Source organism: Paenibacillus sp. tmac-D7 (assembly GCF_006519665.1).
In the GTDB taxonomy this organism is placed as follows: domain Bacteria; phylum Bacillota; class Bacilli; order Paenibacillales; family NBRC-103111; genus Paenibacillus_G; species Paenibacillus_G validus.
On the sequence record NZ_VIDW01000004.1, the window covers coordinates 46,600 to 60,693 of the forward strand.

13 protein-coding genes and 1 pseudogene are annotated in these 14,094 nt (G+C 50.6%); 2 read left to right on the plus strand and 12 right to left on the minus strand.

Annotation, left to right across the window (positions count from 1 at the left end; translation table 11 throughout):
* Positions 1-115 precede the first annotated feature (115 nt).
* The 12 genes and pseudogenes from FKP33_RS04165 to FKP33_RS04220 all read right to left on the minus strand — a co-directional run bounded on the left by FKP33_RS04165 (position 116) and on the right by FKP33_RS04220 (position 11,013).
* A complete protein-coding gene (locus tag FKP33_RS04165; protein ID WP_127605517.1) occupies positions 116-415 on the minus strand; it encodes an antibiotic biosynthesis monooxygenase family protein in 300 nt (99 codons plus the stop codon).
* Between the two features lie 299 nt (positions 416-714).
* Positions 715-1,533: an alpha/beta fold hydrolase gene (locus tag FKP33_RS04170; protein WP_127605518.1), complete on the minus strand. Its 819-nt coding sequence runs from the start codon at positions 1,531-1,533 to the stop codon at positions 715-717.
* 96 nt (positions 1,534-1,629) lie between these two features.
* Positions 1,630-1,734 (minus strand): annotated as a pseudogene (locus tag FKP33_RS04175) (4-oxalocrotonate decarboxylase); the annotation flags it as partial.
* Positions 1,735-1,762: 28 nt separating this feature from the next.
* Positions 1,763-2,791 (minus strand): 4-hydroxy-2-oxovalerate aldolase, encoded by a 1,029-nt coding sequence (gene dmpG / locus FKP33_RS04180; RefSeq protein ID WP_141333993.1) that lies wholly within the window; start codon positions 2,789-2,791, stop codon positions 1,763-1,765.
* 24 nt (positions 2,792-2,815) lie between these two features.
* Complete coding sequence (locus FKP33_RS04185; RefSeq protein WP_127605522.1) at positions 2,816-3,700, minus strand: acetaldehyde dehydrogenase (acetylating); 885 nt, start codon at positions 3,698-3,700, stop codon at positions 2,816-2,818.
* A 67-nt stretch (positions 3,701-3,767) separates the two neighbouring features.
* On the minus strand, positions 3,768-4,412 hold the full coding sequence (locus tag FKP33_RS04190; RefSeq protein WP_127605524.1) for an alpha/beta hydrolase: 645 nt from the start codon (positions 4,410-4,412) through the stop codon (positions 3,768-3,770).
* Positions 4,413-4,440: 28 nt separating this feature from the next.
* Positions 4,441-5,379: an FAD synthetase family protein gene (locus FKP33_RS04195; protein ID WP_258313371.1), complete on the minus strand. Its 939-nt coding sequence runs from the start codon at positions 5,377-5,379 to the stop codon at positions 4,441-4,443.
* Between the two features lie 20 nt (positions 5,380-5,399).
* Positions 5,400-5,885 carry a flavin reductase family protein gene (locus FKP33_RS04200; protein WP_054795213.1) on the minus strand — a complete coding sequence of 162 codons (486 nt, stop codon included), beginning with the start codon at positions 5,883-5,885 and terminating at the stop codon, positions 5,400-5,402.
* Between the two features lie 117 nt (positions 5,886-6,002).
* Positions 6,003-7,871 (minus strand): XylR N-terminal domain-containing protein, encoded by a 1,869-nt coding sequence (locus FKP33_RS04205; RefSeq protein WP_141333995.1) that lies wholly within the window; start codon positions 7,869-7,871, stop codon positions 6,003-6,005.
* 349 nt (positions 7,872-8,220) lie between these two features.
* Complete coding sequence (locus FKP33_RS04210; RefSeq protein ID WP_141333996.1) at positions 8,221-9,201, minus strand: catechol 2,3-dioxygenase; 981 nt, start codon at positions 9,199-9,201, stop codon at positions 8,221-8,223.
* A gap of 128 nt (positions 9,202-9,329) precedes the next feature.
* The gene (locus tag FKP33_RS04215; protein WP_127605530.1) at positions 9,330-10,532 is read right to left on the minus strand and encodes an acyl-CoA dehydrogenase family protein; all 1,203 of its coding nucleotides are present in this window, start codon (positions 10,530-10,532) and stop codon (positions 9,330-9,332) included.
* A 244-nt stretch (positions 10,533-10,776) separates the two neighbouring features.
* Complete coding sequence (locus tag FKP33_RS04220; protein ID WP_141333997.1) at positions 10,777-11,013, minus strand: hypothetical protein; 237 nt, start codon at positions 11,011-11,013, stop codon at positions 10,777-10,779.
* Between the two features lie 236 nt (positions 11,014-11,249).
* Between FKP33_RS04220 and FKP33_RS04225 the strand changes: the two genes are divergently transcribed.
* Both FKP33_RS04225 and FKP33_RS04230 read left to right on the plus strand, forming a co-directional pair.
* Positions 11,250-12,737, plus strand: a complete 1,488-nt coding sequence (locus tag FKP33_RS04225) for a phospholipase D-like domain-containing protein (RefSeq protein ID WP_373423830.1) — start codon at positions 11,250-11,252, stop codon at positions 12,735-12,737.
* 127 nt (positions 12,738-12,864) lie between these two features.
* Positions 12,865-14,049 (plus strand): oxalate decarboxylase family bicupin, encoded by a 1,185-nt coding sequence (locus FKP33_RS04230; RefSeq protein ID WP_141333999.1) that lies wholly within the window; start codon positions 12,865-12,867, stop codon positions 14,047-14,049.
* The last annotated feature ends 45 nt before the right edge of the window (positions 14,050-14,094 follow it).

Below are 14,094 nucleotides of genomic sequence, written 5' to 3' on the forward strand. Positions count from 1 at the left end.
GTGATAATGATTATCATTGTCAATTATTTTTTCATATTTTTTGACATGCAAAAAAGGCAGCCGTTTTCCCTGTTAGAGAGAACGGATGCCTTGTAACCGTTATTGGATTTCCTTGTCAGAGGTCAAGCTTGATATCGATGTAATGTTCAACCGTCGGATAGGGATCGTAATAAGGATGCAGCAAGCTTTTCCATTGTTCATATTCAGGGGATTGACGGAAGCTGACCGTATGATCCTTCAGCGTTTGCCAGCGTACCAGCAAGACGTACTTGTTGTCGGTCTCCAGGCATTTATGCAGCTCATGGTGAATATAGCCTCTCATGCCGGTTATGATTTTCGACGCTTGACGAAAGCTTGATTCGAACTCGCTTGCCAAGCCGGGCTTCACCTGCAACGTCGCCACTTCCATTATCATACGCACCCCACCCGATTCCCAAGTATTGTTTCCGCGCCGCTTACCCGCGATTCGGAAGTTGACCGCCGTCTTTCTCTCAATTGCCTCGGAATCCCGTTCATACCGTCCTCCTTCTGGATGATCGATCTACTTGAATATTATACCATTTCGCCCACTGCTTGGCATACATGTGATGCTATTGTGTCGATCTTCGGAAAGTTAAACTCAAAAAAACTGACGCCTGATAACATCCAGACGCCAGCTTTCGGCTAAGTCGTTTTTCCATGTTCGCTTACAGGGGTTAGAACCGCGGTTCTGCTTTACGTGTCCAAAAAATAATCAATCAATTTGCAAAAGGATTCCGTTTTTTCAATTTGCGTCCAATGGCCGCAATTCGAGAACGTATGGAGCTCCGCATTCGGCAGCAGTTGAGACAGCCGCCAGCTCGTCTCCTCAATCGGAATGATCTGATCCTCGCGGCCGTGAAACAGCAGAACCGGGACCTCGATGCTCCTTAGCTGCTCCTCGCTTAAAGCCAGAGCGTTGACATGACGCTGCCTCGGGGCAGGGAACATGGAGGCGAAAGCAGCCTGGTTTTCTTCATTTAACGTGGACTTGTACCGCATCTGAACCAAATCGTCATTTTCGGCAAAACGTTTGTCGTAAGAAAACAAATGAATGAGCTTTTTCATCGTTTCAAGGCTCGGGGTGTATCCCCAAACCTGGTCCAGACCTTCCGTCAATTGAAATTGAATGCCTGCGCTTCCCATTAACACCAGTTTTTTAACCAGATCCGGCCGGCGGTAGGCGAGATGCAAGGCGATGCCTCCGCCCAACGAATTGCCGACAATCGATAGGGGACCGAGCTTCTTCGTTTCGATAAAGGCGATCATCTGCTCGACCCAAACGTCCACGCCGTATTGAATCGATTTCGGCTTATCCGACGAGCCGAAGCCGATCAGATCGGGCGCGTATAACCGGTGCTTCTTGGACAGGATGGGATAGACGGGGCGCCAATTGGCCCAAGCCGATACTCCCGGTCCGGAACCATGGATCAAGAGCAGCGGCTCCCCTTCTCCACCCTCGTGGAAATAAACTTGATGACCTCCGATTTTTTCGAAATACCCTTGTTCTGACATCTGATTTCCTCCTCTATTTTCATATCCTTACCTGCATTATTGCACGCGGAATTGGATCGTCCCGAGCCGGTCCCAGATCGCCGTCACCGTATCGCCGTACGCAATTTCCGCTTCCACTTTCGGATGAATCAACTCATCGATGCGCAGCACGTCCCCGTCAACGACCATATAGTCGAATATGTATCCGTAGATCGGCTCTTGATAGGCGCTTGAGTTCATGGCTTTCCCCCTAAACCGAGGATAGTGGATAGTTCGACTTTGCAAGTTCGGCGGCAACGTTCATAATCATATCCTCCTGACCGCCGACCGCTTTCCTTCTTCCCAATTCGATCAGAATGTCCCTGGCATCAAGCCCGAATTTCAAGGCGGCTCGCTGCGCGTGGAGGAGGAAGCTCGAATATACGCCTGCATAACCGAGCACCAGGCTTCCCTTCGTAATTTCCTGCGGTTTTTGTAAAATCGGAGCGACAATCTCTTCGGCTACATCCATGAGCTTATACACATCCACACCGGTCTCAATGCCCAGCTTCTCCAGCACCGCGACCAATACCTCCGTTTGCGTATTGCCGGCCCCCGCGCCGAGACAGCGTACGCTTCCGTCGATCCAGGTCGCGCCTTCCTGAATGGCTGCAAGCGTGTTGGCCATGGCCAGCGATAAATTGTTGTGGCCGTGAAACCCGATATGAGCGGAAAGCGATTGCTTGAGCGCGCGAATTCTTTCCTCCACCTGAAACGGCAGCAGCGCGCCCGCGGAATCGACCACATACACGGTATCCGCACCGTAACTTTCCATCAATTTCGCTTGCTCCACTAACGTTTCGACCGGCGCCATATGCGACATCATCAAAAAACCGACGGTAACAAGACCCAGCTCCTTGGACCTGGCGATGTGCTGTGCGGAAATATCCGCTTCCGTCACGTGCGTAGCAATGCGAGCCATGCCGACGCCCAACTTCGCGGCTTCATTTAATTGTTGAATCGTTCCTACGCCCGGGAGCAGGAGCACCCCGATTTGGGATGTGGCGCATACGGATACGGCGGCTTCGATTAACTCCATTTCATTCGTCCGCGACAATCCATACTGCAGAGATGAGCCTGCAAGTCCATCCCCGTGTGAAACTTCAATATATGGAACATTCGCATCATCCAACGCCTTGGCCACGCTTATGACTTGTTCCAGCGTATACTGATGATTGATGGCGTGGCTTCCGTCACGAAGCGCGACCTCCGTTATCGTTAACTTTTGAACGGGTTTCAATGTCGTTCTCCCCTTTCTTGTCCGTTACACGGCGGATCGGGAAGATCGGCTCTTCGCAAATTCTTCCGCAACCTTCACGGCCGCAGCCGTCATAATGTCGAGATTTCCGGAGTACTTGGGCAAATAATCGCCCGCCCCTTCGACCTCAATGAATACGGTAACTTTGTTGTCGTCAAAGATCGGCTCGGTGCGAAGCCGGTATCCGGGCACATAGGACTGAATGGAGGCCACCGTTTCCTGAATGGAGGCCGTTATTGCGGCTTCGTCCACTTGACCTTCCACCAGCGCATATACGGTGTCCCTCATCATGATCGGCGGTTCAGCAGGGTTTAAAATAATGATGGCTTTGCCTTTCTTCGCTCCGCCGATTTGTACGATCCCGTGAGAGGTCGTCTCCGTAAATTCGTCGATATTCGCCCTTGTGCCCGGTCCCGCGCTTTTGGATGCGATAGTAGCCACAATTTCCCCATAGCTCACCGGCGCAACTTTATGGATGGCATGGATGATCGGAATGGTCGCTTGTCCCCCGCACGTGATCAAATTAATATTGTCTGCATCCAGATGCTCTCCCAAATTGACGGACGGGACCACATAAGGTCCCACGGCGGCCGGCGTTAAATCGATGGCCATCTTGCCTTTTTCTTTGAGCATTTTCGCGTGACGAATATGCGCTTTGGCCGAGGTGGCATCAAACACAATATCCGCCAGGTCGGGAGCCTCATCCAAAAATGACTTCAAACCTCCGTCGAACGTGGCGTAACCTAAATTTCTCGCCCTCGTTAGTCCGTCTGACAAAGGGTCGATCCCGATCATCGCGGTTAGCTCCAAGAACGGTGACCTCGCAAGCTTAATCAACAAATCCGTACCGATATTTCCAGAGCCTAATATGGCCGCTTTCACTTTCCGCATGTCCTGTACCCCCGATCCCGCATTAGTTTGTAAACGTACGCGCCCGCCTCGCCGAGAATGCTCCATTTCAACGGGTAACCTCCATCCGTATCCACGCGACCGCGTCTTCCCGGTTCGCGTCTGAAATTTCGTGCGCGGCGGCGTACGTTTGGTACCGAATAGAACCGACTCTCTCTTTGAGATATTGATAGCTTTCCTCCCCGATATGAGGGGGGAAGATAGGATCGTCCTGGCCGTCCGACAGGAATACGGACAGATGATCCGTCGATTGAATCGGGTACTCTTCTTTCACGAAGGATGGGATGTAGCCGTTCATGGCAAGGACGCCCTTTATTTTTTTTCCAAGCCGCAATGCCAAGGTCAGGCTCAAGATCGCGCCTTGACTAAAGCCGAGCAAATACATGCGTTCCCGGTCGATCGGGTACCGGTTCGCCGCATAGTCGATGAAACGATCCAGCATGCCCACGCTTTCGTCAAACTGCTCGCGTTCGGGGTTTCCGTAGCCTTTCAGATAATAATAGGCATACCCGTTCTCATAGGGGCGCTGTCCCCTGACACCGATTACAATGAGCTCTTCATTCAACTCCTCGATGACGGATATCATGTCTTTCTCCGTATAACCGATGCCGTGCAGGGCAAAGACTACTGGATAGGTGATTCCCGGTTTCATGGATGCCGGGGTATGAATCGTATATGCGAACGGACTGGTCATATCCTTCCTCCCTAAAGTTTGTTGCAAGTTACCGAACCCGGTCACCCGGAAAATCGGCATCCGCGTTGTAATCGCTTGCAAAACCATCGCCGGAATAACCGCCGGGCCGATCCTTCTCCAGCTTCTTCATCCGAAGCGTCCGGCGAAAAATGAACTCGGAAACGGGCTTCACCCATTTCAACGAAACGGGACTGTGACAAACGATATCCCGCACAGGCTTCAGCTTTAATTCAATAACGTCCGACCCTTCTTTCCTGCGGGCAATGCCGTGACTGACTGCACCCCCGATTTCGGCGAGCACTTCATACAAGCCGCTAGCGGGGAGTGTAAAATAGGGCATCGTGACCACTTGAACGATAACCTGTCCCCGTTGTCCTACCGTCCGTACTTCGCTAATCCGACCTGCCGTCTCATAATATTTACCCAAGCAAGCTGTGACAAGCTGGACGTTTCCTTGAAGAAGCGACTCCCGAATAAGCGTCGAACTGATTTTTTGACCGAACAATTCCGCTTTCGGTATTTCCGTCACTTCGAAGCAGCCTTTACCATCTTGAGCGATGGTCTGCATGTTTCCGCTGCCCCGGTAGCCGTAAGTAAAATCGAAACCTGCAACGACGTGCTCGGCTCCCGCCGCTACAACATAGTTCCGGATAAATTCGGCTTGGCTCATCTTCGCCAAAGCGAGATCGAATTTGACAAGGTAGAGCGTATCGACGCCCATCGAACCAAAAATGCTCTCTTTTACATTTGCCGGCGTTAAATAGGAAACCGTCTTGCCTTCCAAAACCTCTTTCGGATGAGGGAAGAAAGACATGACCGAAAGCTTCAGTCTCTTCTCTGTGGCAATTTGCTTCGCCGTTTGAATTACGCGCTGATGACCGATATGCACACCGTCAAAAAAGCCTAACGCCATGACCGACGGCTCTTTGCCTTGGCGGGAAGGCGGTTGACAGGAAGTGAGCTCCACCGTTTTCAATGGAAATTTCCTCAGGACGAAAGCCTTTGTTCGTTGATGGATGCAAGCTCCCGGTACTTGCCCTGAAAGTAAATAAGCGGTTCTCCCTCATTCAACTGAATATCGGAGACTTCCCCTACAAACAACGTATGATCGCCGACGACATGCTCCGAAACGACACGGCAGGTCAAATGCCCCAAAGCGCCTTTAATGACCGGCATTCGGTCAAACCATTCAAAATCCAACGTACGTCCGTCTTTGATTTGTCCCGCAAACAACATGGAGGTTTCCTGCTGGTCCGCTGCCAGGAAGCTTACGGCATACCGGCCGGATTCCTTGATTTTGTCCAGCATTTTGGCTTTCTCCCCAATCGAGATCAGAACGAGTCTGGGGTTTAGAGAAACGGACAAGAATGCATTCGCTGTCATACCGTGCACTTCTTCCCCCGCGCCCGTCGTGATGACCGTAACTCCTGTTACGAATTTACCCATGGCATTACGAAATGTGCGATCGTCCATGCGTGTTCAACTCCCTTGTCAGTATTGTAATCATCATAGGACAATGCGGGTTCTTATCCTACAACGGTACCGTCGCAACTTGAGATGATTTAATGAACAATCTTCGTACGAATCGTGTTATAGTTCGGATCCCTCTTCCACTTCAACGTCGATGTCCAGCTCGCCCAGAGCAATCAACGAGTGAAGCGCCAAATAGATCTGATACGTCACGTTCGGCCGATTAATGTCCGATTGCAAAATTTCATTGACGCGCTGTAACCGGTAGCGCAAGCCGCTGATGGAGAAATTCATCACCCTGGCCGTTTTATGGACATTGCATCCGTTGTTCAAATAGTGAAATAACGTTTTCGTTAATTCCATGTCTTTATTTTTATCTTCCCGGATTAAATTTCCTAATTTCTTATAAACGAATTTTTCGATCGTATCCGCATTTTTCGCCTGGAACAGCACGCCCTCGATTCCAAGCGAGTCGAAGTGCACGATGTTGGAATTGCGTTTCATGATCTTTAAAGAGGCTACGCTTTCTTCGTGAAGCTGCGTGATATCCTCCATGAGCTGGGCCGTGGAGCTTACTCCTAATTTAAAATCATCGTTTGGATATTTGCGTGACAAGAAATCGGCTATTTTCCGGCATACTTCTTTTTTGAAAACACTGATCTTCGATAAATCGCCTCCGGATAGAAGCATGATAATGATTCCCGATTTTTGTCCGGTGAGCGCATTAATCTGGCGATCCTTGCAGAAGATGGACAGCGAATTAACCACATCGTCAATGACGCTAAGATCTTTGTTCAGCGTCTTCTTGATCGTTTCGGAATGGATGGCTACCATAAAGTGAGGGGGTTTTAAGTCAAATCCGAGATAGTGGGCCCGTCTCATCAATTCTTCCGTACAAATTTGTCTGGCAAGCACATCCTCCAAAAAACTGCCTCTCATCCTCTGCTCGGCGGAAAACCTCGTGTGTTCGTTTAGCATATAGGTGGAACAAGCTAATGCGGCACGTTCCAATATCATCGAATCGACTTCCTGCGGTTGTTCCACATTATATAGAAAGGAGCAATAGCCGGCAATTTTACGCTGGAAAAAGATTGGAGTTACTAAATTATGGCCTGCGGGCGCTTTCATAAGCTCGGTTTTTGTAACGACTTTCAAGTCATGAATTTGACGCTGCTTCGCTTCCTCCTCGGATATCCCCGAGACGGCGAGTATTTTTTGCTGCGTATCTTCAATCATGACCGGAAGACCCGCGGTTTGAGACAACACGCCCGCGATTGAGGATAAGTCGTTCTCACGCAGCACCTCGTTCATTAACCGGGTATGAACCTGATACGATTTATTTAAGTTGTCTCTCTCGATCTTCAGCTTCTCGAACGTTTGATTCAGTTCGTTGATCAGGCTGCTCGGTTCATAATATTTTAAAATATCGTCGACTTCGCCGTTCCACTTCTTGACGGTCTTGCATACCGAATAACAACACTCGTCGCCCATCGCATGACAGCCTTGTTCAATGACGATTACTTTCTCCCCGATAATGGTGGAGAGGTATCCGCTGGCATAGCCGACTAACGTATGACAAACGGCATGATCGCTTTTACCGAAAAGCTTCAGGTGTTCTTTGGCTTCGTAAGAGTTTCTCCAGATCGCTTCCATATGGATCGTTTTCTCATCAAAGTCGAAATCGTTTTGCAATATAATGACTTCTTCCAAATGACCGTGTAAAATATGCATCTTGGGTCCGGCGTACAGAGCCTCTTCATTGTTGTCCCAATCCAATTTTTTCATTTTTAAAGCGTCGCTGACCCCGCAATGCCAGCCGTGACGAAGCAGGAATCCTTTCGTTTGTTCAGGACCCAATGTTTCAATCAGTTCTTTGCGCAAGGTGCCTAACGCCGAGGTAGGAATCGTAATCATTTTTTCAAACTGGGAATCTTCCGTCCCGAAAGCAGTTTTGTAAAATTGAGATAGCTTTAAATCCGCAGCTTTCATAACTCCGCTCCCTAAGTAAGATTATTAAATCCAGATCATCCAACGTAGCATCAGAAGAGACTGTACACTTATGGCTTGGGAGAGAACTTGCCGCTGCACATCATAACGGTCGGACATGACAAACACGATATGATGTAAGCGCATTCAATAGTGATGTTATAAAATTCCGCTTAATCCTATTATACCTAATTATTGAAACTAACAATACAAATATTTGAACCGTTATAGGAACAAAAACCGTATTTTTTTCGTACGAATCGTACGAAAAAAGCAGGCAAGCCAAAAAGCATTACCTATTTCAGCCTGGCAGCGCTGAGATCTGTAATGCTCTTTAGCATGAATCGGACGATTAGCCTATATTGGCAGCCTTTTTATGATCGATAACCGGGGTGCCGTACATAAAGAATTCTTGAGGCAGCGGAGAACCATACCAGATGATGCCTTTCTCAAGATCCTCTTCCTTCCAGGTAACCGGCTTCCAGGCCGGATCAAAAATCAAATACCCTGCATCTCCAAACAACTCGACGCGGTTGCCTCCCGGCTCGAATACGTACAAGAAGTTGGCTTGGCTAATCCCATGCTTGCCTGGGCCTGCGTCAAATATAATACCGTTCTCTGTGAAAATATCGGAAATGTCCGACAGGTGCTGCGGATATCCATACCAGTAGCAAATGTGATGCATGCGGGCCTTCCCGCCCAGCGGATCGCCCATCATCGCAATCTCATGAACGAGCGGACTTACGCTAAGCCATGCCGCTGCATCCGTTCCATTATTTAATCTAACGTGCTCACGCAGATTAAAGCCAAGCTGATTCATCATAAAGTCGACATTGGGCTTCATTTCGCTTGCCATCAAGTTTACATGATCCAGTCGGCGAACCGGAACTCCGCGCGTCGGACGCTTCTGCGGACGGTTCAACAAGGGGGTCTTCTTCTCTTCCGGCGCCTGGTAGTATTCGACCTCCCACAGCAGTTCCATCTTATGTCCGTCCGGGGTCGTGAACTGATACGCAGCCCCGTGACCGTCTTCGTCGTCAAACCATCCTTTGCCAAGACCGGTCTCCTTCACGGCGTTGACACGACGTTCCAGAGCCTGCTTGGAAGACGTACGCCAAGCGACGTGACCCAATCCCGCTTCCTTCGCTTCCGTCACCTTCAGTGTATGGTGGTAGAAATCTTCATACCCTCTCAGATATACGGACTGTCCTCTTCTGCCGGTCTCCTCCATGCCTAACAGCTCTTTAAAAAACCACAACGTTTCATCCGGTTTCGGGGAATAAATCTCTACGTGTGCAAGCTGAGCCACATCAAAAATCGGTTCTTTTTCCATTTTGATACCCTCCCTGATTTTTTCTTTGTCGTATTGAGGATTTCGCTAACTTCCTTAACATTAGGATTGAACCACGTGGAATGCGTCCGGCACACCACCCCCTTATCGCGGAAGGTCATTACCGCTTCTTACCATACCGGGTCGCCCGGCATACCGAACATCGTCCGTCCGTAAGCGGCCATGGAATCCTCGTACAATTGGTTCGGGTGAGATGCCGCCGCGATAAGATCCCGCACAACCAATTCCACTGGGTCTCCTTTAAAGATGGAAGTGCCGCCAAGCGTTAACAGCGCTTTCAAAGCAAGTTCGGCCGAAGATCTCGCAACATAACCCCGCATGGCGAACAACCGCTCACGTTCCTCGTCGCTTACGGCGATTTTACCTTCCTGCTGCCATTCATTCAGCTGGTCGACATAACAGTTAACGACGCCTTCCAACGCATGAAGCTGTATTTTCATCTCGGCCATCACGCGCTGGCTGCTGGCAGCTTCCTTTTCCTTGGCCCCCATTTTGAACACGCGGACGCGTTTCTCCGTGCGCTCCTGGAACAACGACACGATTTTATCGACGCCGCCCAATACGACCGGAAGAAAACCTAGCAGGAAGAGGGGCATGAACGGCATGCGGTAAACGGGATCGTTCGGGTCGTAGTCTTTTCCCGCAGGCAGCCCCGTGGCCAGCGCGCGACCTGCAGGGAAGACCCGATGCAGCGGCACAAAGGCGCCGTCTACGACTACCCCGTTGCTTCCCGAAGCGCGAAGTCCGATCGTATCCCAGTTTTCCACGATCTTGAAGTCGGACTTCGGCACCGCCATCAAGCAATATTCAGGGCCTTGACCGTCCGGCAGCTCCACGAGAGCGCCAAGCCCGACCCAATCGCTCCACAGAACTCCGCTGCAGAAATTCCAATGCCCGTAGAGACGATAACCGTCCCCCTCCTTCTCCACACGGCCGATCGGAGCGACAACGTCGGCGAGCAGTCCGCCCTTCTTGAATATTTCGTCGCTGCCCTTCGTTGGCAGATAAGCCACCCACAATTCGTGCATGGAGTAGAAATAGACGAGCCAACCGGCAGCAACGCTGTGCCTTGCCACCGTGCGGACGATGTCAACGTACGTCCCCAAGTCTACCTGCAGTCCGCCGTATTTTTTGGGACGCATCAGCTTGTGGAACCCGGCCTCCTCGATGGCTTGGGCCACTCGTTCGGAGAATCGTGCATTCTTGTCGGCTTCTACGGCCTCGGCTTCGGCAAGCTTGCCGATCGCTTCCGCTCTGGCAAGCAGATCTTCAATCTCCGAATGCGCTTCTGGCTTGAGCTTGTTAATTGCCATTTTCACATGCCTCCTTTAGTTAAACGCTTTCATTTTGTTGGGATTCAACCCGCTACCGCTCTTCCCCCATCACTCCTTGGTTTTTCTTATGAACTAATCATAAACAATTTTCGATTTACAATATGCAGACAATTATGCGGATTCAAGAGTCAATTTTCCGCCGTATTCATATGAATCGTATGAAACGAAAAACCCGAGCGACATTCATCGCTCGGGTCATCTTCAAGGACTTTTTTGTTTTCGGCTAGGTCAGATGAGTGTTCTTTTTTATTTGAAGGGAGGATTGGATGGACTCTTTGCGAAGCAGCTCACGTACCGTATGGGCATCGGCAACAAAAAATAAATCGCACTTTATCAGGTTGCACAGCGCCTTTTGGGCTGCTTCCAAAGCTGTCTGTTCACATTGTAAGAGATAATAGCAGATGCTGTAACAGTCAGTTTCATGCTTTTTTAAAGTGGATAAGCGTTCCATAGTTTCCAAGTGAACTCATCCCTCGCGTTTACTTTTGAAGCATGCGAACTTCAACTTTTTTGCTTATCCCCTATTTTAAAGCGTTTTTCCTTGTTGGATAGTACTATATTGTTCTAGTACCTTGGAGAGACGGTCTGCCGCAGTAAATTTTGTATATACTCATTGCAATTCGCACAGCTTATATAGATAAAGGAGGGATTCGCTTGGTGTTTATTTTGGGGCTGTATCTCATAAATACACTCTTGATGTTAATCGTTGCGGTACGCGAAGCACGCAAGCCGGCCAAGGCTTTGTTCTGGCTAACCATCAGTCTTATTATACCTGTCATCGGATTTGGACTGTATCTCTGCACATCCAATCCTGTGCGTATACGTGGAGAAAGACTGACCTCTCCGCATAATGAGACGGACACGCTGCCTGGTTCATTTAGCCGCTCAGCCTCGGCTATCGCCCATGCTTTACGCCATTTGACCGTGCATGGGCTTCGGACCGGCCGTGTTCAGGTGCTGATTAACGGCATCGAAACCTATGAGAAACTTATCGAATCCTTACAGAACGTACAAAGAACAATTGATATCGAGTATTTCATATACCGCGATGATCAGATAGGCAGGCGCATCACCGACCTGCTGATCGAACGGTCCGCAGCCGGCGTGCGGGTCCGCTTTATTCGAGACGGTTGGGGAAGCCGGAAATTTCCGCGGGCTCAAATTCTTCGAATGATGGATGCGGGGATTGAGTGCCGCACGTTTTTTCCGATGCGCTTCCCATGGGTACTGTCCAATTGGAATTACCGGGATCATTGCAAGATCGTTGTCATTGACGGAGCGGAAGCCTTTACAGGCGGTATCAATGTCGGGTATGAGTATACCGGGTTGAAGCCAAACGTAGGGTTCTGGCGCGACACCCATCTGTTCATCGCAGGTGAGGCTGCCGTGGACTTACTGGCCGTTTTCGATTCCCACTGGGGGATCGCTTCTCCGGAACAGAGCCGGACGAAGACACGTTCGAACGCCAACATTGCGCCTACACGTAAGCCCATTCAGCAGCCAAGTCCATTTTCGAAAAATATCGACCCTTCCGGCAGGGCCGCAATTTCCGGCTGGTTGACCGAATGGAGCGTCGAACCTGGCACCACAGCTGGCAGCGGTACTGACACCGGTCAGCAGAAAGAAGCGCTGCATGAAGCTTACGTGCAGACGCTGGAAGGCAACCCCGGAATTCCTACTCCAGTTATCCGGGAAGCGTACTTCATTTGTCTGACCCAAGCGGACCGGACACTTGATATCACAACCCCCTATTTTGTGCCCGATGCAGATATTATGATGGCCATCAAGACAGCCGCGGCGCGTGGAGTACGGGTAAGAATGCTGGTTCCCCGCCAATCGGATCAAAAAATCGTTGATCTTGCAAGCCTCACTTACTACGGAGAATTGTTGGAAGCCGGGGTTCATATTTACCAATACGACAAAGGGATGCTGCACGCGAAGGTGATGATCATCGATGGCGAAATTGCCGAAGTCGGCGCCGCCAATTATGATCTGAGAAGTTTCCGCCTTGATTACGAGGTATGCGAAATCTTGTACAGTGTCGGCGTGGCGCGTGAACTTACCGAGCAATTCGAGCGCGATCTCCTTGATTCCGTACAGCTGCGCATCGAAGATTTGGTTCAGCGTTCCCTTCCGCGCCGAACGCTGGAGCAAGCGGCGCGCCTGCTTGCTCCGCTGCTGTAGCCTGCAGGACAGACACGGATTGGTTTGCCGCACAAGGTCAACTGGCATACACGCGGATATGCTTCATAAACTAATAAAATAAATGATGACCCTCATTTTTTTATTAAAATACAAAGGAGCATGTTTGATGGATAGACTTCCTCCGGATCATGCAGCGCCGCTGCATATACCGCAGCCCATAAGGGATGACGGTGCAGGCGCAACCGATACCGGTCCGCGTGACGTCATGCGGGATCTTGAGAATCCCGATATGTTGGTTCCACCGGCTACTGACTCCGGTACGGTCCCCAATCTGAAGTTTTCATTCTCCGACACCCATATGCGCTTAGAGCACGGCGGCTGGGCGCGGGAGGTGACGGTAAGAGAGCTGCCGGTCGCGACTACGCTTTCCGGTGTGAATATGCGGCTGACGCCGGGCGGCGTACGGGAGTTACACTGGCACAAACAAGCGGAGTGGGCTTTCATGATCAGCGGCCGGGCGCGCATTACTGCAGTTGATCAGGACGGGCGAAACTTTATCGATGATATGGGCGTAGGCGACCTGTGGTATTTTCCACCCGGCATCCCGCATTCGATTCAAGGCTTGGAGGAAGGCTGCGAGTTTCTGCTGGTCTTCGACGACGGCCGTTTTTCCGAGAATGATACCTTCACCATCTCCGACTGGTTCGCTCACACGCCGAAGGACGTACTGGCTGCGAACTTCGGCGTGCCGGAAAGCGCCTTTTCCCATATCCCGTCGAAGCAGCGATATTTGTTTCAGAGCAAGGTGCCCGGTGCGCTTGAAACCCAAAAGGTCGCGGATCCGTACGGCACTGTGCCGAAAAGCTTCAAACACCGGCTGCTCGCTCAGGAACCGATTCGCACTCCCGGCGGTACGGTGCGTATCGTAGATTCCTCCAACTTCCCCATCTCGATTACCATTGCCGGAGCGCTGGTGGAAATCGAGCCGGGCGGGATGCGAGAGATGCACTGGCACCCGAACAACGACGAATGGCAATATTATCTATCGGGCAAGGGACGAATGACGGTATTCGCGGCCGACGGCACGGCCCGCACCTTCAACTACAGAGCCGGAGACGTCGGCTACGTGCCGTTTGCCTGCGGGCATTACATTCAAAATACCGGCGACCGGACGCTCTGGTTTCTAGAGATGTTCAAGAGCGACCGCTTCGCCGATATTTCCTTGAACCAGTGGATGGCGCTAACCCCGCACGAGCTTGTACAGGATACCTTGCATGTTGGACCTGAATTCATGGAGGTGCTGCGCAAAGAAAAATGGCCTGTTGTCAAGTTCATGAACAGCTCCAAATAACGCCAAGAACCGTACCCCGATATAGAGGGTACGGTTCTTTAGGCG

Bases quoted from the DNA above. Each gene is read 5' to 3' on its own strand.
- FKP33_RS04165 (WP_127605517.1), bottom strand. From the start codon at position 415: ATGATAATGGAAGTGGCGACGTTGCAGGTGAAGCCCGGCTTGGCAAGC.
- FKP33_RS04170 (WP_127605518.1), bottom strand. From the start codon at position 1,533: ATGTCAGAACAAGGGTATTTCGAAAAAATCGGAGGTCATCAAGTTTAT.
- FKP33_RS04185 (WP_127605522.1), bottom strand. From the start codon at position 3,700: ATGCGGAAAGTGAAAGCGGCCATATTAGGCTCTGGAAATATCGGTACG.
- FKP33_RS04190 (WP_127605524.1), bottom strand. From the start codon at position 4,412: ATGACCAGTCCGTTCGCATATACGATTCATACCCCGGCATCCATGAAA.
- FKP33_RS04200 (WP_054795213.1), bottom strand. From the start codon at position 5,885: ATGGACGATCGCACATTTCGTAATGCCATGGGTAAATTCGTAACAGGA.
- FKP33_RS04205 (WP_141333995.1), bottom strand. From the start codon at position 7,871: ATGAAAGCTGCGGATTTAAAGCTATCTCAATTTTACAAAACTGCTTTC.
- FKP33_RS04210 (WP_141333996.1), bottom strand. From the start codon at position 9,201: ATGGAAAAAGAACCGATTTTTGATGTGGCTCAGCTTGCACACGTAGAG.
- FKP33_RS04215 (WP_127605530.1), bottom strand. From the start codon at position 10,532: ATGGCAATTAACAAGCTCAAGCCAGAAGCGCATTCGGAGATTGAAGAT.
- FKP33_RS04225 (WP_373423830.1), top strand. From the start codon at position 11,250: ATGTTAATCGTTGCGGTACGCGAAGCACGCAAGCCGGCCAAGGCTTTG.
- FKP33_RS04230 (WP_141333999.1), top strand. From the start codon at position 12,865: ATGGATAGACTTCCTCCGGATCATGCAGCGCCGCTGCATATACCGCAG.